Source organism: Pseudomonas arsenicoxydans (assembly GCF_006438915.1).
Classification (GTDB): domain Bacteria; phylum Pseudomonadota; class Gammaproteobacteria; order Pseudomonadales; family Pseudomonadaceae; genus Aquipseudomonas; species Aquipseudomonas arsenicoxydans_A.
Window position 1 is genome coordinate 19,778 of the sequence record NZ_RCZE01000006.1, and the last position, 21,018, is coordinate 40,795.

A 21,018-nucleotide genomic window follows, 5' to 3' on the forward strand; every position below is an offset into this window, starting at 1 on the left:
ATATATGCGATTTGATTCTAATAAAGTAATTAAATATTCCTTTATTGGATAACCATTTCAAACAATCATTGCTTCACAGGTTTTGAGTTTCCGGGGCCGTCTCCTTGGCAGGGTGCGGCCCTTTTTTTATTCCAGACAAAAACCGTTTCCCTCTGGGAGCGAGCTTGCTCGCGATAGAGTCCTCCCATTCAACCTCTCCGGTGACAGATCAACCGCTATCGCGAGCAGGCTCACTGCTACAGGGGTAGGTGATCTGATATTCGATATGGGTATTAATAAATAGCTTCTTATTCCTTAACGAATATAAATCCCCTCCCTATACTCGATCAGGAACAGACACGCAGCAGGAGAGTTCCCCCCATGCGCAACGAATCAATTCGCTACCTGATTGTGCCGGGCTGGCAAGGATCGCCGGAAGATCATTGGCAAAGTCACTGGCAGAACAGCCTGCCGAACAGCGCGCGGGTGGAGCAAGACGACTGGCTGACACCGCGTCGTGAAGACTGGGTTGCGGCACTGGCCGAGGCGATTGCCGCCGACAGCACGCCGGTGATCCTGATCGCTCACAGCCTGGGTTGCATCACCGTCGCCCATTGGGCTGGCGCTGCCCCCGTGCAGTTCCTGCGTCAGGTACGCGGGGCCTTACTGGTCGCGCCAGCGGATGTCGAGCGCCCGGCGTGCGCGCCGGCGTTGCGTAACTTTGCACCGATTCCCACCGACCTGTTGCCGTTCCCGAGCCAGGTCGTCAGTTCCGATAACGACAGCGCCGTGAGTGCGCCGCGAGCCCTTGAACTGGCGCGCAACTGGGGTGCCGAGGCAGGGATTTTGTCGGGGGCCGGGCACATCAATGTGAAGTCCGGTCACCAGCGTTGGGAGCAGGGTTTTGCCTACCTCTATCGCCTGCAGAACCGCATGGAACATCACGCCCTGCGCCGTGCTTGACCCCTTTCTTTTTTAAACGCCTACCCGTCTCCCGGCGGTTTTGGGCGGGAGTCTGCCATGAGTCTTGAACACTTCGGTCAGCCGCTGCTGACCTTTCCCGATGCAGAAAAAAGTCCCCTGAGCATCCGCGCCAAGGCCCTGGTGTTTGTCGATCCACGTTCGCGGCAATTGCGCCAGGATCTGGAGCAATTGGCCCCGCGTTCGATCTCGGTGCTCATCCGCGGTGAAACCGGCACCGGTAAGGAATTGCTGGCGCGCCATATCCACCGCGCCAGTGATCGCGGCGGGTTGTTCGTTTCGGTCAATTGCGGCGCGATCAGCCCGACCTACGCCGACGCCGAATTGTTCGGTTATGCCGCCGGCAGCTGCAGCGGTTCGGCCAGCAGCCGTGCCGGGTGGTTTGGTTCGGCCAACGGCGGCACGCTCTATCTGGATGAGATCGGCGATTTGCCGCTACCCATCCAGATCAAATTGCTCTCAGCACTTGAGAATCACGAAGTCACCCGGGTTGGCGCGCATCAACCGAGCCCGGTGGACGTGCGTTTAGTCGCCGCCACCAGCATTGATCTGGCCCAGGCAGTCGCCGCCGGGAAATTTCACGAGCGGCTTTATCACTACCTCAGCGAAGGGCACCTGGAGCTCCCGGCATTGCGTGACCGCGTGGGCGATATCCTCTCGCTGGCCGAGTATTTCCTCGGCATCTACAGCCAGCGCCTCGACTTGCCGGTGCCGCTGATCAGCGAGGCCGCGCAACTAGTGCTGGAGCGGCACAGTTGGCCGGGCAATACCCGCGAGCTGGAGAACGTCATTCACTTCGCATTGCTGGTGAGCACCGGCGACGAGATTTTGCCCGAACATCTGAATTTGCTGGAGACGCCCGTATCGCTGGCGCAGATCGAGCAGCAAGCGGTTCAACTGATCAAAAACGGCACCGCCACAGAACGTTCCGCGCTGAAGCGTTTGCTGGAAAGCCTGACGCAGACGCTGGAATGATCTCTATGAACAAAATGGAATATGAAAGTGAATAAAAGATATTGTTCGGGAATAAAAAATCCCGGTATTGTCCGCTTCACGCCAGCGATAGCACTTCACTGGCACTTGTATTTAGCCGTCGTCGATGACGACCGAGATTTTCGATAAGGACACTGCATGAAAAAGGTTCTGTTGTTCACCGCATTGGCGGCTGCCCTGACTGCGGGCCTGGCCCAGGCTGGCGAGAAACTGGTGGTTGCAGCGACCCCGGTTCCACACGCCGAGATTCTCGAACTGATCAAGCCAACCCTCGCCAAAGAAGGCGTGGACCTGGAAATCAAAGTCTTCACCGACTACGTTCAACCCAACGTACAGGTTGACCAAAAGCGTCTGGACGCCAACTACTTCCAGACCCTGCCATACCTGAAAAGCTTCAACGAAGGCAAAGGCACTAACCTTGTGACCGTGATCGGCGTGCACGTCGAACCGTTCGGCGGCTACTCGAAGAAAGTCAAAAGCCTGGCTGAGCTCAAAGATGGCGCGACCATCGCGATCCCGAACGAAGGCAGCAACAGCGGCCGTGCCCTGATCCTGCTGCAGAAGGCTGGCCTGATCGAGTTGAAAGACCCGAAAAACGCTCTGGCCACTCCGAAAGACATCGCCAAGAACCCGCACAACTTCAAGTTCAAGGAACTGGAATCGGCCATGCTGCCGCGTGTGCTGGATCAAGTCGACCTGGACATGATCAACACCAACTACGCGCTGGAAGCGGGTCTGAACCCGGCTAAAGACGCGCTGGTGATCGAAGGTGCGGATTCGCCTTACGTGAACTTCCTGGTGGCTCGTCCGGACAACAAGGACAGTGTAGCCATGCAGAAACTGGCCAAGGCCTTGACCAGTCCTGAAGTGAAAGCCTTCATCGAGAAGAAGTACAGCGGCGCCGTTCTGCCGGCGTTCTGATTCGACGCAGCACCAAAACCCTTCAAGGTTTCCAACGCCGACGGCTGATAAAGCGTCGGCGTTTTTTGTGTGCGCAAACAATCTTTGGCAAATGAGGTCTCTGTGGCGAGGGAGCTTGCTCCCGCTGGGTTGCGAAGCGACCCTAAAGACCGACACATGCGTTTTTTCAGGCGCACCGCGTTGAATGGTTTGCGACTGCTGCGCAGCCGAGCGGGAGCAAGCTCCCTCGCCACAGGTGAATCTGTGCGCTCTGGAGAATCAGGCCACCCCGGCCTTCAACGCCCTGCGCAACGCCACCAATAACTTCACGATGTCCTGCGGATCCAGTCGCTCTGGCACTTTTACGTCTGCCATTTTCTCTTCCTTGTGAGGGTTCAGCCGAGGGAGTCTGGCCAAAAGCTGTCCGTCCTTGGAGGGGCATTTCGAAAAAAAGATCCCTCCTACAGCGCAAAGGAAAATAGTCGTCATCCGTTGCGACAGCAAATCCGCGGAGAGTTTTTTGCGTGATATCAATATGCTTTAACGGTATTTAAATTCTGTTTTTTATACCTTTAAAGTCGGTATCCGCCGGGCCGTTATCCACGGTCCATGGACTGCGCCACCGTCGCTTACCGAGCGGCGTTCAGGAGCTTCAATGAACTTCGATTACGCCTTTATCCTCAGCACCCTGCCGGCGTTTCTCAACGCCGTGGGCGTGACGCTGCAGGTCGGATTTATCGCCATTGGCACCTCGCTGCTGGTGGCGCTGATCAACGCAACGATCCTGGTGTTCCGCACGCCCTACCTGCAACGGCTGGTCGGTCTCTACGTCGAGCTGGCGCGCAATACGCCACTGCTCATCCAGCTGTTCTTCGTCTACTTCGCCTTGCCGGCGCTGGGCATCAAGGTGTCGGGCTTCGCCGCGGCGATCATTACCATGACCTTTCTCGGCGGCGCCTACCTCACCGAAGTGCTGCGCGCCGGTATCGATGCAGTACCCCTGGCGCAACTTGAATCGGGCCGTTCCATCGGCTTGTCTCATGGGCAATTGCTGCGCTACGTGATCCTGCCGCAAGCCGGCATCCTCGGCTTGCCTTCGCTGTTTGCCAATTTCATTTTCCTGCTCAAGGAAACCACCGTGGTCTCGGCCGTAGCGGTGCCGGAAATTCTCTACACCACCAAAAGCTACATCGCGCTGTACTACAAAACCTACTAAATGCTTGCCGTGTTGACGCTGATTTTCGTGCTGCTTTTTTTGCCGCTGTCGCTGCTGCTCAGCCGTCTGGAAAGGAGGCTCCAGCATGGCCAGTTCGGGTCTTGAATTGCTCTGGGTGTCGTTGCCACAACTGGGCAAGGGCGCCGCGCAAACCTTGTCGATCTCGTTTCTGAGCATCGCCATCAGCACCGTCGGTGGCGTGTTCTACGGCGTGTTGCGCACGCTGAACTCGACATGGCTGAACGTAATCCTGCGGGTGTACCGGTGCTCAACGGTATCGACCTGCAAGTGAAAACGGGCGAAGTGATCGTCATACTCGGCCCCAGCGGTTGCGGCAAAAGTACCTTGCTGCGTTGCCTCAACGGCCTGGAAGTCGCGCACAGCGGCAGCCTGAATTTTGCCGGCCGTGAACTGCTGGACAAAGGCACCGACTGGCGAAAAGTCCGCCAGCAGATCGGCATGGTGTTCCAGAGTTATCACCTGTTCCCGCACATGAACGTGCTCGACAACCTGTTGCTCGGCCCGCTGAAAGTGCAGAAGCGTGATCGCCGAGAAGCCCGTGATCAGGCCGAAGCCTTGCTGGCGCGCGTGGGCCTCTCTGACAAGCGCGATGCGTTCCCGCGTCAGCTTTCCGGTGGCCAGCAGCAACGCATCGCGATCGTCCGCCCGCTGTGCATGAATCCCCACGTGATGCTCTTCGATGAAGTCACGGCCGCCCTCGACCCGGAAATGGTCAAGGAAGTGCTGGAAGTCATACAAGGCCTGGCCCGCGACGGCATGACACTGTTGATTGTCACCCACGAAATGGCCTTCGCCCGCGCTGTGGCGGACCGCATCGTGTTCATGGATGGCGGGCGAATCCTTGAACAAAACCCTCCCGGGATTTTCTTTACGAACCCGCAAACCGCACGAGCGCAGCAGTTCCTGGAGAAGTTCTCCTACGTCGCCGCACTACCCCAAACGACTCAAACAAAGGAACTGGAACTGCTATGAAAACTGCCAAGGCGTCACTGCTGCTACTCCCGCTGCTCGGCCTCGCGTTGCTGGCCGGTTGCAACAAAACCGAAGAACCGGCCAAGCCTGTCGCGTCCGCCAGCTACCTGGAAAAAATCAAAGCCCGGGACAAGCTGATCGTGGGCGTGTTTACCGACAAGCCGCCGTTCGGTTTCGTCAATGAAGCCGGACGCTAAGTGGGCTTCGATACTGATATTGGCCGTCAATTTGCCAAGGACCTGTTGGGCGATGAAAACAAAGTCGAGTTCGTCGCGGTGGAACCGGCCAGCCGGATTCCGTTCCTGCAAAGCGACAAGGTCGATCTGATCCTGGCCAACATGACCGTCACCCCGGAGCGCAAGGAAGCGGTGGAATTCACCAACCCGAACCTTAAGGTCGCGGTACAGGCCTTGGTGCCACAAGCCAGCACGGTGAAAAACCTCGACGACTTGGCCACGCGTACGACGATCGTCACCACCGGTACGACGGGACATCTGGCTGACCAAAAACCACCCGGGCTGGAAGCTGCTGAAATTCGAGAAAAACTCCGAATCGCTGCAAGCCCTGGCCAATGGTCGCGGCGATGCCTATGCGCAGGACAATCTGGTGTTGTTCAGCTGGGCCAAGCAGAACCCGGGCTACCGCGTGTTGACCCAGACCCTGGGCGCCGAAGCACCGATTGCGCCAGCCGTGAAGAAAGGCAATATCGAACTGCGAGATTGGGTGAATGCGGAATTGGCGAAGCTGGGTGAGGATAAGTACCTGCTCAAGCTGTACGACCAATACGTGCGCAAGGAACTGAGCGATGACACCAAGCCTGAGAGCGTGATTGTCGAGGGCGGGAAATGGCAGGGTTGAGTCTCTGATTCATGCAGTGACTTTTCGGCCGTCTTCGCGAGCAAGCCCGCTCCCACACTTAACCGAGTTCACATAGAGGAATACGGTCAAATGTGGGAGCGGGCTTGCTCGCGAAAGCGGTTTCTATGACGCCACCCAATAGGGCTGATACCCCGTCGGTTCATCCAGACTCAATCGCCCGACAATTCTTGTCAGGCACTCGCAACCGTCTAAAACAGGCGTTTTCAGCGCCACCCATCACAAACTTTTTCTCCATAAGCCGGGTGTGCAAGCTTGGAGCCCTGTTCTAAGCTCTCTGTCGTATTGCCCATAGAAAAAGGCCAAGGAGTTTGCATGGCGGTCACCGGATTGAAAGTCATCATGGCCTTGAGTGTCGTCACCCTGCTGACGGCGTGCGATAAAAAAGAACCCGTCAAGGAATACCTGCCAAGGGTATTCATTCAAGTCGTTCAACCGGCGGATTATGCAGCCGCGGTGACCCTGACCGGCGATATCCAGGCTCGGGTCCAGACCGAGTTGTCGTTTCGCGTAGGCGGCAAGATCATCCAGCGTTCGGTGGATGTCGGTGATCGGGTGACGGCCAAGCAAGTGCTGGCCCGCCTCGATCCCAAGGATTTGCAGACCAGCGTCGATTCGGCGCAGGCCCAAGTGGTCGCCCAACAGGCGCTGGTCAAACAGAACGCTGCGGCGTTCGTGCGCCAGCAAAAACTTCTGCCCAAGGGCTATACCAGCCAGAGCGAATATGACTCGGCCCAAGCGGCGTTGCGCAGCAGTCAGAGCGCCTTGAGCGCGGCCCAGGCGCAGTTGGCCAACGCCCGCGACCAACTGAGCTACACCGCACTGATTGCCGATGCGCCAGGCATCATTACCGCGCGACAGGCCGAAGTCGGCCAGGTAGTGCAGGCAACGATGCCAGTGTTCAGCCTGGCCCGTGATGGCGATCGGGACGCGGTATTCAACGTCTATGAAGCGCTGCTGGCCGATAAGCCAACGGATGACACCATTGTCCTCAGCCTGCTCGATAACCCCGAGATCAAAACCACCGGCAAAGTGCGCGAAGTGACCCCGGCGGTGTCCGCCCAGTCAGGCACCGTGCAGGTCAAGGTGGGTCTGGACAGTCTGCCGCAGGGCATGCAGCTCGGGTCGGTCGTGAGCGCCACGGCCAAGGGCGCGGGCAAGTCGTCGGTTGAATTGCCGTGGTCGGCCCTGACCAAAAATATCAGTGAACCCGCCGTCTGGTTGATCGACGACAAGGGCCAGGCGCAGTTGCACTCGGTCACGGTCGGCCGCTACCTGACAGGCAAGGTCATCATCAGCAAGGGGCTCACCGGTGGGGAAAAAGTCGTGATCGCCGGTGGGCAGTTATTGCACCCGGGCATGGACGTCGAGATTGCCGAAAATACTGACAAGGATCTGGGAGGGGGAGCCAAGCCATGAAGCCTTTATGGGCGTTGTCCATCGGGCTGGTGCTGAGCGCCTGCTCCAAAAACGAGCCACCGCCGGAGCCAGTACGCCCGGTGTTGTCGATCAAGGTGCAGGCCTTGAAAGAAGAGGATCTCGGCCGGTTCGCCGGCAGCATCCAGGCGCGCTACGAAAGCAATACCGGTTTTCGCGTGGCCGGGCGCATCGCCAGTCGTAACGTCGATGTCGGGGCCGAGGTGACCAAGGACACGCTGCTGGCCACCCTTGATCCTTCCGACCAGCAAAACCAGTTGCGTTCGGCTCAGGGGGATCTGGCGAAAATCCAGGCGCAACTGATCAATGCCCAGGCCGCCGCCCAGCGTCAGCAGGCATTGTTTGACCGCGGCGTTGGCGCGCAGGCGCAACTGGACGCCGCCCTGACTCAATTGAAAACCACCCAGGCGTCCCTCGATCAGGCCAAGGCAGCAGTCAGCCAGAGCCAGGATCAACTCGGCTACACCCAATTGCGTTCCGACCATAAAGCCGTGGTCACCGCATGGAACGCCGAGGTCGGCCAAGTGGTGACCGCCGGCCAGCAAGTGGTGACTCTGGCGCAACCGGACATCAAGGAAGCGGTGATCGACCTGCCCGATACCCTGGTCGATCAACTGCCCGAGGATGTGGTTTTCCAGGTCGCCGCTCAACTCGACCCGAAGACCACCACCACCGCGACCCTCCGCGAAATCGAGCCCCAGGCGCAGAGTGCCACGCGCACCCGTCGCGCGCGCCTGACCCTCGCTGAAACGCCGGAAGGCTTTCGTTTGGGCACCGCGATCAGCGTCACCCTGAGTTCGGCGATCAAGCCACGCATCGAACTGCCGCTTACCTCGTTGCAGGAGGTCGACGGCAAACCCCGCATCTGGATCCTTGATACACAGAGCAAGACCGTGGCACCCAGGGACGTCAAGGTCATCAGCCGCACCGACAGCACCGTGGTGCTGGCCGGCGGTGTGAAGAACGGCGAGCGCGTCATCACGGCCGGCGTAAACAGCCTCAAACCGGGGCAACCAGTGAAATTTGACGAGGACAGTCAATGAAAGGGCCTTTCAACCTCTCCGAATGGGCCCTCAAGCATCAGTCGTTCGTCTGGTACCTGATGTTCGTCGCATTGCTGATGGGTGTGTTTTCGTACATCAATCTGGGCCGCGAAGAAGACCCTTCGTTCACCATCAAGACCATGGTGATCCAGAGCAAATGGCCGGGGGCGACCCAGGAGGAAACCCTCAAGCAGATCACCGACCGCATCGAGAAAAAACTCGAAGAGCTCGACTCTCTCGACTACGTGAAAAGCTACACGCGGCCCGGGGAATCCACGGTTTACGTGTACTTGCGCGACACCACCAGTGCCAAGGACATTCCGGAAATCTGGTACCAGGTGCGCAAGAAGATCAACGATATTCGCGGCCAGTTTCCCCAAGGCATGCAGGGCCCAGGCTTCAACGACGAGTTCGGTGACGTGTTCGGTTCGATCTACGCCTTCACCGCCGATGGCCTGACCATGCGCCAGTTGCGTGACTACGTGGAGCAGGCCCGCGCCGAGATTCGCGGGGTGCCGGGGCTGGGCAAGGTCGAGATGGTGGGCCAGCAGGACGAAGTGCTGTACCTGAATTTCTCCACGCGCAAACTGGCGGCGCTGGGCATCGATCAGCGTCAGGTGGTGCAGAGCCTGCAATCACAGAACGCCGTGACCCCGGCGGGTGTGATCGAGGCCGGGCCGGAGCGGATTTCGGTGCGGACTTCAGGGCAGTTTGCCTCGGAGAAAGACCTCGCCGAGGTCAATCTCAAGCTCAACGACCGCTTCTATCGGTTGGCCGACATCGCCGAAATCACTCGCGGCTACGTCGATCCGGCGACGCCGCAATTCCGCTTCAACGGCCAGCCAGCCATCGGCCTGGCAATTGCCATGCAGAAGGGCGGCAACGTCCAGGCGTTCGGCAAGGCGTTGCATGAGCGGATCAACCAACTGATCGCCGACCTGCCGGTGGGCGTCGGCGTGCACAACGTGTCCGATCAGGCGGTGGTGGTAGAAGAAGCCGTCGGCGGCTTCACCAGTGCGCTGTTCGAGGCGGTGATCATCGTGCTGGTGGTCAGCTTCATCAGCCTTGGCGTGCGTGCCGGGCTGGTGGTGGCGTGCTCGATCCCGCTGGTGCTGGCGATGGTGTTTGTGTACATGGAGTACAGCGGCATCACCATGCAGCGGATTTCCCTGGGTGCCCTGATCATTGCACTCGGCCTGTTGGTGGACGACGCGATGATCACCGTGGAGATGATGGTCACGCGCCTGGAATTGGGCGAGACCAAGGAGCAGGCGGCCACGTTCGCCTACACCTCCACCGCGTTCCCGATGCTCACCGGTACGCTGGTGACGGTGGCGGGTTTTGTGCCGATCGGTCTCAACGCCAGCTCCGCCGGTGAGTACACCTACACGCTGTTTGCAGTGATCGCCTGCGCCATGTTGGTGTCGTGGGTGGTGGCGGTGCTGTTCGCGCCGGTGATCGGCGTGCACATCCTCAGCACCAACGTCAAACCACACACCGGCGAGCCCGGGCGGATCGGCAAGGCCTTCAACGGCGGCTTGCTGTGGTGCATGCGCAATCGCTGGTGGGCCATCGGCATCACCGTGCTGTGTTTCGCGTTGTCGATTTACTGCATGCGCTTCGTGCAGAACCAGTTCTTCCCGTCTTCGGACCGTCCGGAAATCCTGGTGGACCTGAACCTGCCGCAAAACGCCTCGATCGACGAAACCCGCAAAGCGGTGGATCGCCTCGAAGCCGAGCTCAAGGACGATCCGGACATCGTGCGCTGGAGCAGTTACATCGGGCAGGGCGCGATCCGTTTCTACCTGCCGCTCGACCAGCAACTGCAAAACCCCTACTACGCGCAGTTGGTGATCGTCAGCAAGGGCAAAACCCGTGAAGCCTTGGCCCAGCGGATTCGCGACACCCTGCGCAAGGACTTCGTCGGCATTGGCGCTTACGTCCAGGCCCTGGAGATGGGCCCGCCGGTGGGCCGTCCGATCCAGTACCGGCTCAGCGGCAAAGACATCGACCAGGTCCGCCGACACGCCATCGACCTGGCCACCGAACTGGACAAGAACCCACACATCGGCGAGATCATTTACGACTGGAACGAACCGGGCAAAGTGCTGCGCATCGACATCGCCCAGGACAAGGCTCGCCAGCTAGGTCTGTCTTCCGAAAATGTGGCTGAGCTGATGAACAGCATCGTCAGTGGAGCTCCAGTGACCCAGGTTGATGACGATATCTACCTGATCAACGTGGTCGGCCGTGCCGTGGATTCCGAACGCGGTACGCCGGAAACCCTGCAGAACCTGCAGATCGTCTCGCCCAACGGCACGTCGATTCCGCTGCTGGCGTTCGCGACTGTGCGTTACGAGCTGGAGCAGCCGCTGGTGTGGCGTCGCGACCGGCTACCGACTATCACCGTCAAGGCCGCGGTGCGTGACGAGATTCAGCCGACGGATCTGGTGCGCCTTTTGAAACCGACTATCGACGCCTTCGCAGCCACGTTGCCGGCGGGTTACAAAGTCGCCACGGGCGGTACGGTGGAAGAAAGCGGCAAGGCCCAGGGGCCGATTGCCAAGGTCGTGCCGTTGATGCTGTTCTTGATGGCGACCTTCCTGATGATCCAGTTGCACAGCGTGCAGAAAATGTTCCTGGTGGCCAGCGTCGCGCCGTTGGGCCTGATCGGCGTGGTCATCGCGCTGGTGCCGACGGGGACGCCGATGGGCTTTGTGGCGATCCTCGGGATCCTGGCACTGATCGGCATCATCATTCGTAACTCGGTGATTCTGGTGACCCAGATCGATGAATACGAGAAGAAGGGTTATGTGCCGTGGGACGCGGTGGTTCAGGCCACCGAGCATCGACGCCGACCGATTCTGCTGACGGCGGCGGCAGCGAGCCTGGGGATGATCCCGATTGCCCGGGAAGTATTCTGGGGGCCGATGGCGTACGCGATGATTGGCGGGATCATCATCGCGACGTTGCTGACGCTACTGTTTTTGCCGGCGCTGTATGTGGCCTGGTACAAGATTCGCGAACCGAAGAAAGAGGCGGCATAAAAAATCGAGCGCTTCGCGCTCTAATCGCGGGCAAGCCCGCTCCCACACTTGACCGAGTTGTCCAGACTGGCGCGATTAAATGTGGGAGCGGGCTTGCTCGCGAAGGCGTCCGGACTGACTACACAGGCCTACGCCAAACACTCGCCAACCAAGGCTGCTGCTCCCGCGGCAGCCCCGCTGGCCGGTAGTAATGCTCCAGCTCGACAAACCCCGCCTCGATCAGCAAATCCTGCCATGCCGCAAGATCGTGATAAGCGCCATACCGCGGCCCATTCCAGCCTTCCTGATTCTCCCCGCGAGGATTGGAACTGAACAGCACCCCACCCGGTTTCAACGCCCCGCGCAATTGCTTCAATACCCGAGGCAGTTCCTGACGCGGGATGTGAAACAGCACCGCGTTGGCAAAAATCCCGTCGAATCGTTCGGCCGGTAAATCCAGCTTCAAGAAGTCCTGCTGCCAGACCTCGCAACCGCTGTCCTCACGCGCCATTTGCGCAAACTTTTCCGACCCGTCGAGGCCGACGGCGGTATGGCCCATGCGCGTGAAGGTTTGCAGATCGCGGCCGGGACCGCAGCCGAAGTCGAGAATGTCGAACGGCGCCGTGCCCTGAATATGGCGCAACAGGGCATCGATGTTCTGGCTGACATCGTGATCACGGGTGCCTTCGCGAAAACCTTCGGCCACCGAGTTGTAATGGCCCAGGGTGGTGGCGGTGATCTGCTGGAGGTCGTCGGGGGTCTGTTTCATGAGGGGCTGCACAGGCAATTGGGGTTTGCCGAATATACGCCAAGAGGCCGGTGGCTGCTTCGCAGCCATTCGCGAGCAAGCCCGCTCCCACACTTCACCGAGTCGGACTCAAATTTTGTGTCCACTAAAGATCAAATGTGGGAGCGGGCTTGCTCGCGAAAGCGGTATTACCGACAACCAATAACTCAGCCCTGCTTCATCCCCAGGCAATCAATCGAACGATCAACCATGGCTTTGGCAATCTCCAGCAAATGCCAGACCGAAAACACCATGGCCCGGTCCGCCCCTTTGAGGTGATCGCCACACTGATGCGCGGTCACCGAAGCGCAGCGCAACAGGTCGGCGACATAGAGCTGGGTGTCTTCAAAGCTCACGTCTTCGCTGACGTTGTAAAAGCGCAGTTCATCGGGCGGTGAGGGTTGATCGCCAGTGAGATAGAAATCAATGGCACGGTAGAGCGCTGATCGATCCCGGAGCGGGTCTTCAGTACCGGTTTCGTGGGCGGAGGTTTCGGGTGGTGGATCGGGAACAGATCTTTTCATTGGTAAAACTCCTGGAATTAATTGGAGCCAACCGTTATCGCGACTAAACGAACAGGGGTGGCGGCTGCACACAGGTTAGTCGACCGGTCACCAGGCAATACCGGCGCACCCGAGGGTGCCCTGCGCACAGCCACCATAACTTTCAGGCAATGAAAACACCTGAAATGAGGTGGCGCTGTGCGCCTGGAAAGTTCCGGGCGACTAAACCCGATCACTGATGAGCAGTGACGGACCGAGACTAGCCACCGAATTGGGCAGGCGCAAGCGAGCGGAATGATCTAGGAAATGTCCTGCAAAGGAAAGGGAACGGACCTTCGGAACCTCTGATTTTCCTGTACGAAATATTCCCCCTTAAGGTCGGTTAAAACCTGTGGCGGGTGTGCTTTTGTGGCGAGGGAGCTTGCTCCCGCTGGGTTGCGAAGCAGCCCCCAAGCCATTCAATGAGGTGTGTCAGGCAAAACAGGTCGGTAGGTTTTTCGACTGCTGCGCAGCCGAGCGGGAGCAAGCTCCCTCGCCACAACAGCTCTACAGTCCTCAGTGTTCAGCGCTTGTTAAGCCCCCGAGCCAACCGATCCCCACCGAGCTGAATCACCGCCACCAACACCACCAGCAACACAATCACCATCAACATGATCTGGCTGTCGAAGCGCTGATACCCATACCGGTACGCGATGTCGCCCAGCCCACCGGCGCCAATCGCCCCGGCCATGGCCGATGAGTTGATCATCGTCACCAGCGTAATCGTGAACCCCCCGACAATCCCTGGCAGCGCTTCCGGCAGCAGCACATGCCAGACAATGTGCCAACGTCGGCAGCCCATCGCCTGCGCGGCTTCGATCAAGCCGAAATCGACCTCGCGCAAACTGACTTCGGCAATTCGTGCAAAGAACGGCGTCGCAGCGATGGTCAGCGGCACGACGGCCGCCCAGACGCCATACGTGGTGCCGACAATCAGTCGGGTAAACGGAATCAGCGCCACCATCAGAATCAAAAACGGAATAGAGCGGAACAGGTTCACGAACGCACCCAAGGCGCGGTTCAGCGTCGGTGCTTCGTAGATGCCGCCCTTGGAGCTGGTGACGAGAAACACCGCCAGTGGAATACCCGCCAACAGCGCGATCAATGACGACACGCCGACCATCAGGAAGGTGTCGATGAAGCCTTGCAGCAAGCGATCAAACCACATAACCCAGCACCTCCACCTGTTGCGCCCATTGGCTGGCGCGCTGGCATAGATCTTCGGCATCGAACGGCGAGCCGGTGACCGCCAACAACAACTGTCCCAGCGCATGACCCTGAATCCGTTCCACGCCACCTTGCAACAAGCGCACGCGACCACCGAGGGCGCTGAACAACGCCGCCAGATCCGGTTCGTCGGTGGCACTGCCGGTGAACTGCAAGCGCAGCACCACAGCGGCGTCCGAGGATGGCGGCAGTGAGCGCAAACGGCTTTGAAGTTCTGCCGGCAGGGCGTGTTGCAACGGGGCGAGCAAGGTTTTGCTCACTTCATGCTGCGGGTTGCCGAAGACTTTCCAGACCGGCCCTTGCTCGACGATTTTGCCGTGTTCGAGCACCACGACGCGGTCGCAAATATCGCGGATCACCGCCATCTCGTGGGTGATCAGTACGATGGTCAGCCCCAGGCGCTGGTTGATCTCGCGCAGCAGGCCGAGGATCGATTGGGTGGTCTCCGGGTCCAGCGCTGAAGTGGCTTCGTCACACAGCAGAATCGCCGGGTCATGCACCAACGCGCGGGCGATGCCGACGCGCTGTTTCTGCCCGCCAGACAACTGCGCCGGATACGCGTTGTGCTTGCCTTGCAGGCCCACCAGTTCCAGCAGCTCGCGAACCTTCTGCTCGCGTTTGTCCTTGGGCACACCGGCGACTTTCAGCGGCAGTTCGACGTTCTGCCACACCGTTTTGGCCGACATCAGGTTGAAGTGCTGGAAGATCATGCCGATCCGTCGGCGCAGCGCCACCAGGCGGTCTTCATCGAACTCGCCGATGTCCACCTGATCGATCAGCACGCGGCCGGTGCTCGGTTGCTCGAGGCGGTTGATGGTGCGGATCAGCGATGATTTTCCGGCACCGCTGCGACCGATGATGCCGAACACTTCACCGTGCTGGATCGCCAGGTCGATGCCGTGCAAAGCCGCCACCGGACCCTGCTGGCCGTTGTAGGTTTTGCCCAGGCCGACGAAGCGCACATGCGCCCGATTGAGCTCCGGGTGCAGTTCGGTGTGCCGGGCGTTCTTGAGCTCTGGAATCTCCAGTCGCAGTTGGGTGGCGGCCGTCATGCTCAGCTTTCCCAACCGGCTTGGTAGAGTTTGCCGTGGGCCTTGTCCAGGGCTGCACGAACGGCCGGCGAGTGTTGGTAGATGTCGACGAATTTGATCAGGCGCGGATCGGTTTTGCTCTTCGGCTGGATCACGAACTGGATCACGTATTCCTTGTGGTCGAGACCGTCGAACAGCAGCGCGGAACCTGCATCGAAGGTCTTCGAAAGACGGATGTAGGCCGGGTAGCCCTGGACCAGATCAGCATCGTCGTAGGCGCGCACCAGTTGCACGGCTTCGACCTGAAGGATCTTGATGTTCTTCGGGTTGGCGATGATGTCTTCTTCGGTGGCTTTGTAGCCGACCCCCGGTTTCAGCGTGATCAGGCCAGCCTTGGCCAGCAGTTGCAGGCCGCGGCCGCTGTTGATCGGGTCGTTGGCGATCGCCACGCTGGCGCCTTGTGGGAGTTCGTCGAAGCTTTTGTATTTCTTCGAGTAGAGGCCGACGTTGTTGATGATCCCCGGTGCGAACGGCACCAGGTCAAAACCGGAAGCAGCGTTGGCGTTTTCCAGGAACGGGATGTGCTGGAAATAGTTCACGTCGATGTCACCGGCGGCGAGGCTGACGTTGGGGGCAATCCAGTCGCTGAACTCCACCAGTTCGACTGTCAGGCCTTGTTTTGAGGCTTCTTCGACGGCGGCTTCGAGAGGGATGGCGAAGGCGGCGGTGGTGCCGATTTTCAACGGCGCGTCGGCGGCGAATACCGCCGAGCTGAACAGGCCGAGGGCCAGGGCCAGTGCTTTGACTGGGTGGGTTAAGCGTTTCTTGGTCATGATGGTTACTTCCAGTCAGTGCATAAATTTAGGGTGTTTGGACGTGCCTCTTCGCGAGCAAGCCCGCTCCCACATTCGATCGTGTCGGGCGCAGTTTTTGTGTTCACCACCGATCAAATGTGGGAGCGGGCTTGCTCGCGAAGCTTTTAGCGACGGTAGTGGGATCCGGTATGTTGCTCAGGCAAATGCGCCCCGCCGTGAAACAGCTTCTCCCGCAAGCTCCCGTCGTCATAAGCAGCCTTGTACGAGCCCCGGCGCTGCAACTCCGGAATCACCCACTCAATGAAATCCACATAGCTTTCCGGGGTGACCATCCGCGTCAGGTTGAAGCCGTCCAGACCGGTTTCGGCGATCCACGATTCCAGTTCATCCGCCACTTGCCCGGGCGAGCCCACCACCGTGATGTAGCGGCCACCGAGGGCGTGTTGCTCGAGCAACTTGCGGCGGGTCCAGTCGTTGTTTTGCAGGTTTTTGGTCGCCGACTGGATCGCGTTGCTCTTCACGTACTGGATCGGTTCGTCGATGTCGTATTCGGAAAAATCGATCCCTGTCGACGCCGAAAAATGCGCCACGCCGGCCTCGGCACTCGCGTAGCTCAGGTACTCGGCGTGCTTGGTCCACGCGGCTTCTTCGGTGGCGCCGACAATCACGTTCAGGCCCATGAACACCTTGATGTCCTCGGGATTACGCCCGGCCTCGACGGCGCTGGCGCGCACCTTGTCCACCTGGAGTTTGGTCGACGGTTTGTTCTGGCCGCTGATGAACACGCACTCGGCATGACGCCCGGCGAACAGCAAACCGCGATCCGAACTGCCGGCCTGGAACAACACCGGTGTGCGCTGCGGTGACGGCTCGCACAGGTGATAACCCTCCACCTGATAGAACTCGCCCTTGTGCTCGACCTTGTGCACTTTCTCCGGTTGCGCGTAGATCCGTTGCTCGCGGTCGTTGAGCACCGCGCCGTTTTCCCAGCTGCCTTCCCAGAGTTTGTAGAGCACTTCCAGGTATTCATCGGCCTGGTCGTAACGACGGTCGTGCTCGACCTGTTCGCTCAGGCCCATGGCCTTGGCGGCGCTGTCGAGGTAGCCGGTGACAATGTTCCAGCCGACCCGGCCACGGCTCAGGTGATCGAGCGTCGACAGGCGTCGGGCGAACAGGTATGGCGGTTCGTAAGTGAGGTTGGCGGTCAGGCCGAAGCCGAGATTTTTGGTCACGGCGGCCATGGCCGATACCAGCAACAGCGGGTCGTTGACCGGCAGCTGGATCGATTCTTTCAGCGGCACATTCACCGAGTTCTGGTAGACGTCGTACACGCCGACGATGTCGGCGATGAACAATCCGTCAAACAGCCCGCGCTCCAGCAGTTGCGCCAGTTCAGTCCAGTATTCGAGGGTCTTGTACTGCGTGGAGTTGTCCCGTGGATGGGTCCACAGGCCATGGTTGATGTGCCCGATGCAGTTCATGTTGAACGCGTTGAGCAGGATCTTTTTTTTCGCGTCAGCCATCAGATGGTCCCTCGTAGCGGAGGGTTTTCATCGTTGAGGTAGTAGTTGCCGACCGCGTGATATTTCCAGCGCACCGGGTCGTGCAACGTGTGCACACGTGCGTTGCGCCAGTGCCGGTCCAGGCCATGTTCGATCAGGGTGGCCTGGCTGCCGGCCAGTTCGAACAGCGTGCTGCCGGCGGCGAGGGAAATTTCGGTGCTGATGGCCCTAGCTTCGGCGACGGCAATCGAGGCGGCGGCGACGGTCTCGGCGTTGGTGTCGGCCTGGGCCTTGTCGAGGAATTCGCCGGAGCGTTCCAGCAAGGCTTCGGCGGCGTGCAGGCGAATACTCAAGTGACCGAAACTCTTGATCGTCAGCGGGTCCTCAGTGGCTTTTTCGTGGGTGGCGTCGATCCACGGCCGGGTTTTAATGCGCACAAAATGCAGCGCATCTTCATAGGCGGCGCGGGCGATGCCGGTGTCGATGGCGGCGTGGAGGATTTGCGCGAGCGGGCCGACGGTGGTCGGGCGTTCGAACGCACTCTGGAACGGGATCACGTCCTCGGCCGCCACGTATACGTCCTCGAACACCACCGAACCGCTGCCGGTAGTGCGCTGGCCAAAGCCGCTCCAGTCGTCGATGACGGTCAAGCCTTGGCTGTCGCGCGGCACGAATGCCAGTTGCTGCACGCCGTGTTCATCGACCACCGAGGTGGGGATGCGTTGCGCGTAGATCGCGCCGGTCGCGTAGAACTTGCGACCGTTGATGCGATAGCCGTCGCCATCGCGCTTGAGACGGGTGACGCGGTCGTGAGCGGTTTTGGTACCGAGTTCGGCGAGTGCATTGCCGAAGCGTTGGCCGGCCAATACTTCGGCGTACAGGCGTTGTTTCTGCGCAGGGCTGCCGTTCACGCGCAGCACTTCGAGGGCATAGAAATGGTTCTGCGGGATTTGCCCGAGCGAGCCGTCAGCCTGGGCAATCAAGGCGATTACCTTGGCCAGCGTCACGTTGGACACGCCGGCGCCGCCGTACTCCTTGGGCACGCTGATGCCCCAAAGGCCCGAGCGGGAAAACACGTCGAGTTCCGGGGTCGGCAAACGGCGTTCGCGGTCACGCAGCGCACTGTCGCGTTTGAAGTCGTCCGCCAGGTCACTGGCGACGACCAGGGCTTGCTCATCGCTGGTTATGACCGCGACGTGGTGTGAATAAGTCATGTGTTTCTCCAGAGATCTGGTCAAAAGGCTACGGGTCGTCAGATCCAGGAATGCCGCGCCGGCAGCGTGCCGTTGAGGTGATAAGTGCCGACGGCGTAATACTTCCAGCGCACCGGGTCGTGCAGCGTGTGCACGCGGGCGTTGCGCCAATGGCGGTCGAGGTTGAATTCGGCGAGGGTGGCGCGGCTGCCGGCCAGCTCGAAGAGCTTTTCACTGGCGAGCAGCGAGATCTCGGTGGTCAGTACTTTGGCTTCGGCCACGGCAATCGAGGCGCGGGCGGCCGACTCGGCTGTGACGGGGGCGGCGTTGACCTGATCGAGTACTTGCCCGGCCTTGCGCAGCAGCGCTTCGGCGGCGTGCAATTCGATTTTCAGTTTGCCGATATCAGCAATCACGTAGAGGTCGTCACTGGCCCGTTCAACGTTGGCGTCGATCCATGGACGCGCGAGGGTTTTCACGAACTCGATGGCGTCGTCGATGGCGCCCCGGGCGATCCCCGCGTCGATGGCGGCTTGAATCAGTTGCGACACGGCGCCCTGGAGGTTCGGCTTCTCGTTGATCCTCCAGTTATCCACCACCAGATCGGCGTCGACCCGCACGTTGTTGAGCAAAAGGGTGCCGCTGGCGGTAGTGCGTTGACCGAAGCCCGACCAGTCATCCACGATGCGCAGCCCCGGTGTGCCGCGACGGACGAAGGCCAGCACTTGCTTGCCGTCGTCGTTCAGCGCTTTGACCGCAACCCAGTGGGCGAACAGTGCGCCGGTGGAGTAAAACTTCTGGCCATTGAGCACAAAACCGTCGCCGTCGGCGGTGATGCGCGCCTTGAGTTCCAGGGTGTTTTTCGTACCGCGCTCAGGCCCGGCATTACCGATGCGCCAACCGTCGAGCACGCTTTTGAACAGCTGCTTTTTTTGCGCCTTAGTGGCGCTGCCCAGCACCAGGTTAAGAATGCCGAACTGGTTTTGCGGGATCTGCCCCAATGCCGGATCTGCCGCGGAAATGATCGCGAACACCTCGGCGACTGTGACGAAAGAAACCTGTGGACCACCGTATTCACGGGGGATGGCAATGCTGCCTAAACCGCTGCGGGTGAACTGTTCAATTTCAGACCATGGCAACTTGCGCTGACGGTCGCGTTTGGCCGCATGCAGATGAGCGATTTGCGCCAGTTCATGGGCCGCTTTGATGGCTTGTGCGTCGTTGCGCAAGACTTGCGCGGGCAACAACAGGGGGGCGATGTCCAGATCACTCTGAACGATTGCATCTGCCAGACTGGACATCAGTGCCGCTCCTTGGCTGCACGCAATGCCCTGGCGATCTGCACTGGGGAGATTGTGTTCCGGACCATACCTACCTCACATCTCATGGGATCGTCGCGGGGTGGCGACGAATAAAATCAAGAATGTCCGGTGGTCCGGTGCATATACCCTAAGCGCGTATAAAAAATTAATAAACTAACTTTTAGGAATATAGATAGAAGGGTGTTCTAGAGATGTCACCGCAATCCCTGTGGCGAGGGAGCTTGCTCCCGCTCGACTGCGCAGCAGTCGCAAACTGGCTAACGCATTTCAACTGGAAAAATGCGATTTCAGATTTTGGGGTGCTCCGCACCCAGCGGGAGCAAGCTCCCTCGCCACAGGTTTGGTGTCATTTTTTACGCGGCTCAGCCGCCATCAACATCTCTTTCGGCCTAGCCTTCAGATAGGGATTGGCGCAGCCAATCTTCAACCAGCGCGGCGGCGCCCAACGCGAGTTGTTGCCCACACGGTCGAGGATGCAATACGTCACTTCCAGCCGCAGGTCTTCGCCGGCTTCGAGAATGATTGCCGGCGGCACCCAGACCTGAATCGGCTGGCCCACTTCGTCTGCCTTGAGCCGGGGCAGGTCCATGCGCACATCGCCCCAACGCAGGGTGATTTCATCGTCGACGGCCATGTTCAGATAAGGCTCGATGGTCAGCGGTACGCCACGCTTGATCTGGTTCGGGTTGACCCCTTGGCGGCGAATGGTCTCGGGGAGGCCCACGGGTGCCAGGCGTTGGTTTTCGTCGCCGCACTGAGCCGGTAGTGGGCCACCGGGGCAATCGAGCTTGATCTGGACTCGCATCGCGGATGACAACGCAGGCCCTTGCCCCACCTGCATGACCTTGTAATGAATGCGTGCGCAGCCGTTGGCAATGAAGCTTTCCGGCACGCGCAGGGCCATCACCTCACCGACATCGTCGGCGCCCAGCACGCGGGAAGCGACGTAGCAGTTATCCCAGAACAGTTCGATCAGGTCGCCTGCGTCCATGCCGGGGTAGGGCGCCACGTCAATCATCAGATGAGTCGCCGCGATCATATTGACCCCGGCCTTGTGCGACTGCGCCAGGGTCGGGGCCGCAAGTTCGGGTGTGTTCGAAGTGCTTGTCATGGTTTTTCTCCTTGAAGCCTTGCAGCGAAGTTCCGTTTCTGAAA

General features: G+C 59.7%; 16 protein-coding genes and 3 pseudogenes. 10 read left to right on the forward strand and 9 right to left on the reverse strand.

Features of this window, described 5'->3' with window-relative positions:
- The first annotated feature begins 360 nt into the window (after positions 1 to 360).
- The 10 genes and pseudogenes from EAH78_RS13625 to EAH78_RS13670 all read left to right on the forward strand — a co-directional run bounded on the left by EAH78_RS13625 (position 361) and on the right by EAH78_RS13670 (position 11,465).
- Positions 361 to 942, forward strand: coding sequence for an alpha/beta hydrolase (locus tag EAH78_RS13625; protein WP_140667998.1), 582 nt, complete (start codon positions 361 to 363; stop codon positions 940 to 942).
- 57 nt (positions 943 to 999) lie between these two features.
- Positions 1,000 to 1,935 (forward strand): sigma 54-interacting transcriptional regulator, encoded by a 936-nt coding sequence (locus tag EAH78_RS13630; protein WP_140667999.1) that lies wholly within the window; start codon positions 1,000 to 1,002, stop codon positions 1,933 to 1,935.
- Between the two features lie 156 nt (positions 1,936 to 2,091).
- The gene (locus EAH78_RS13635; RefSeq protein WP_140668000.1) at positions 2,092 to 2,874 is read left to right on the forward strand and encodes a MetQ/NlpA family ABC transporter substrate-binding protein; all 783 of its coding nucleotides are present in this window, start codon (positions 2,092 to 2,094) and stop codon (positions 2,872 to 2,874) included.
- Between the two features lie 634 nt (positions 2,875 to 3,508).
- Positions 3,509 to 4,174 (forward strand): annotated as a pseudogene (locus tag EAH78_RS13640) (amino acid ABC transporter permease).
- Positions 4,155 to 4,331, forward strand: a pseudogene (locus EAH78_RS13645) (amino acid ABC transporter permease); the annotation flags it as partial. The pseudogenes EAH78_RS13640 and EAH78_RS13645, both read left to right, overlap by 20 nt.
- The gene (locus tag EAH78_RS13650; RefSeq protein WP_140668001.1) at positions 4,304 to 5,062 is read left to right on the forward strand and encodes an amino acid ABC transporter ATP-binding protein; all 759 of its coding nucleotides are present in this window, start codon (positions 4,304 to 4,306) and stop codon (positions 5,060 to 5,062) included. The pseudogene EAH78_RS13645 and the gene EAH78_RS13650, both read left to right, overlap by 28 nt.
- Positions 5,059 to 5,920, forward strand: a pseudogene (locus EAH78_RS13655) (transporter substrate-binding domain-containing protein). The gene EAH78_RS13650 and the pseudogene EAH78_RS13655 overlap by 4 nt, the downstream one beginning before the upstream one ends.
- A gap of 333 nt (positions 5,921 to 6,253) precedes the next feature.
- Positions 6,254 to 7,357: an efflux RND transporter periplasmic adaptor subunit gene (locus tag EAH78_RS13660; protein ID WP_140668002.1), complete on the forward strand. Its 1,104-nt coding sequence runs from the start codon at positions 6,254 to 6,256 to the stop codon at positions 7,355 to 7,357.
- The gene (locus EAH78_RS13665; protein WP_140668003.1) at positions 7,354 to 8,418 is read left to right on the forward strand and encodes an efflux RND transporter periplasmic adaptor subunit; all 1,065 of its coding nucleotides are present in this window, start codon (positions 7,354 to 7,356) and stop codon (positions 8,416 to 8,418) included. Before EAH78_RS13660 ends, EAH78_RS13665 begins: the two co-directional genes overlap by 4 nt.
- Positions 8,415 to 11,465 carry an efflux RND transporter permease subunit gene (locus tag EAH78_RS13670; RefSeq protein ID WP_140668004.1) on the forward strand — a complete coding sequence of 1,017 codons (3,051 nt, stop codon included), beginning with the start codon at positions 8,415 to 8,417 and terminating at the stop codon, positions 11,463 to 11,465. Before EAH78_RS13665 ends, EAH78_RS13670 begins: the two co-directional genes overlap by 4 nt.
- A 118-nt stretch (positions 11,466 to 11,583) precedes the next feature.
- On the opposite strand, the gene EAH78_RS13675 is transcribed toward EAH78_RS13670, so the two are convergent.
- The 9 genes from EAH78_RS13675 to EAH78_RS13720 all read right to left on the reverse strand — a co-directional run bounded on the left by EAH78_RS13675 (position 11,584) and on the right by EAH78_RS13720 (position 20,974).
- Entirely contained in the window at positions 11,584 to 12,213 is a 630-nt protein-coding gene (locus EAH78_RS13675; protein WP_140668005.1) for a class I SAM-dependent methyltransferase, read from the reverse strand.
- Positions 12,214 to 12,398: 185 nt separating this feature from the next.
- Positions 12,399 to 12,755, reverse strand: a complete 357-nt coding sequence (locus tag EAH78_RS13680) for a DUF6124 family protein (protein WP_140668006.1) — start codon at positions 12,753 to 12,755, stop codon at positions 12,399 to 12,401.
- 541 nt (positions 12,756 to 13,296) lie between these two features.
- Positions 13,297 to 13,941, reverse strand: a complete 645-nt coding sequence (locus tag EAH78_RS13690) for a methionine ABC transporter permease (RefSeq protein ID WP_140668007.1) — start codon at positions 13,939 to 13,941, stop codon at positions 13,297 to 13,299.
- A complete protein-coding gene (locus tag EAH78_RS13695; RefSeq protein WP_140668008.1) occupies positions 13,931 to 15,052 on the reverse strand; it encodes a methionine ABC transporter ATP-binding protein in 1,122 nt (373 codons plus the stop codon). Before EAH78_RS13695 ends, EAH78_RS13690 begins: the two co-directional genes overlap by 11 nt.
- A gap of 2 nt (positions 15,053 to 15,054) precedes the next feature.
- Positions 15,055 to 15,864, reverse strand: a complete 810-nt coding sequence (locus EAH78_RS13700; RefSeq protein ID WP_140668009.1) for a MetQ/NlpA family ABC transporter substrate-binding protein — start codon at positions 15,862 to 15,864, stop codon at positions 15,055 to 15,057.
- Positions 15,865 to 16,010: 146 nt separating this feature from the next.
- Positions 16,011 to 17,369 carry an LLM class flavin-dependent oxidoreductase gene (locus EAH78_RS13705; RefSeq protein ID WP_140668010.1) on the reverse strand — a complete coding sequence of 453 codons (1,359 nt, stop codon included), beginning with the start codon at positions 17,367 to 17,369 and terminating at the stop codon, positions 16,011 to 16,013.
- A complete protein-coding gene (locus EAH78_RS13710; RefSeq protein WP_140668011.1) occupies positions 17,369 to 18,562 on the reverse strand; it encodes an SfnB family sulfur acquisition oxidoreductase in 1,194 nt (397 codons plus the stop codon). Before EAH78_RS13710 ends, EAH78_RS13705 begins: the two co-directional genes overlap by 1 nt.
- 38 nt (positions 18,563 to 18,600) lie before the next feature.
- Positions 18,601 to 19,842, reverse strand: coding sequence for an SfnB family sulfur acquisition oxidoreductase (locus EAH78_RS13715; protein ID WP_140668012.1), 1,242 nt, complete (start codon positions 19,840 to 19,842; stop codon positions 18,601 to 18,603).
- Between the two features lie 367 nt (positions 19,843 to 20,209).
- On the reverse strand, positions 20,210 to 20,974 hold the full coding sequence (locus EAH78_RS13720; RefSeq protein ID WP_140668013.1) for a hypothetical protein: 765 nt from the start codon (positions 20,972 to 20,974) through the stop codon (positions 20,210 to 20,212).
- Positions 20,975 to 21,018 lie beyond the last annotated feature (44 nt).

Excerpts from the sequence above, each read along its gene's own strand:
- EAH78_RS13625 (WP_140667998.1), top strand. The coding sequence starts at position 361 with ATGCGCAACGAATCAATTCGCTACCTGATTGTGCCGGGCTGGCAAGGA.
- EAH78_RS13630 (WP_140667999.1), top strand. The coding sequence starts at position 1,000 with ATGAGTCTTGAACACTTCGGTCAGCCGCTGCTGACCTTTCCCGATGCA.
- EAH78_RS13635 (WP_140668000.1), top strand. The coding sequence starts at position 2,092 with ATGAAAAAGGTTCTGTTGTTCACCGCATTGGCGGCTGCCCTGACTGCG.
- EAH78_RS13650 (WP_140668001.1), top strand. The coding sequence starts at position 4,304 with ATGGCTGAACGTAATCCTGCGGGTGTACCGGTGCTCAACGGTATCGAC.
- EAH78_RS13660 (WP_140668002.1), top strand. The coding sequence starts at position 6,254 with ATGGCGGTCACCGGATTGAAAGTCATCATGGCCTTGAGTGTCGTCACC.
- EAH78_RS13665 (WP_140668003.1), top strand. The coding sequence starts at position 7,354 with ATGAAGCCTTTATGGGCGTTGTCCATCGGGCTGGTGCTGAGCGCCTGC.
- EAH78_RS13670 (WP_140668004.1), top strand. The coding sequence starts at position 8,415 with ATGAAAGGGCCTTTCAACCTCTCCGAATGGGCCCTCAAGCATCAGTCG.
- EAH78_RS13675 (WP_140668005.1), bottom strand. The coding sequence starts at position 12,213 with ATGAAACAGACCCCCGACGACCTCCAGCAGATCACCGCCACCACCCTG.
- EAH78_RS13680 (WP_140668006.1), bottom strand. The coding sequence starts at position 12,755 with ATGAAAAGATCTGTTCCCGATCCACCACCCGAAACCTCCGCCCACGAA.
- EAH78_RS13690 (WP_140668007.1), bottom strand. The coding sequence starts at position 13,941 with ATGTGGTTTGATCGCTTGCTGCAAGGCTTCATCGACACCTTCCTGATG.
- EAH78_RS13695 (WP_140668008.1), bottom strand. The coding sequence starts at position 15,052 with ATGACGGCCGCCACCCAACTGCGACTGGAGATTCCAGAGCTCAAGAAC.
- EAH78_RS13700 (WP_140668009.1), bottom strand. The coding sequence starts at position 15,864 with ATGACCAAGAAACGCTTAACCCACCCAGTCAAAGCACTGGCCCTGGCC.
- EAH78_RS13705 (WP_140668010.1), bottom strand. The coding sequence starts at position 17,369 with ATGGCTGACGCGAAAAAAAAGATCCTGCTCAACGCGTTCAACATGAAC.
- EAH78_RS13710 (WP_140668011.1), bottom strand. The coding sequence starts at position 18,562 with ATGACTTATTCACACCACGTCGCGGTCATAACCAGCGATGAGCAAGCC.
- EAH78_RS13715 (WP_140668012.1), bottom strand. The coding sequence starts at position 19,842 with ATGTCCAGTCTGGCAGATGCAATCGTTCAGAGTGATCTGGACATCGCC.
- EAH78_RS13720 (WP_140668013.1), bottom strand. The coding sequence starts at position 20,974 with ATGACAAGCACTTCGAACACACCCGAACTTGCGGCCCCGACCCTGGCG.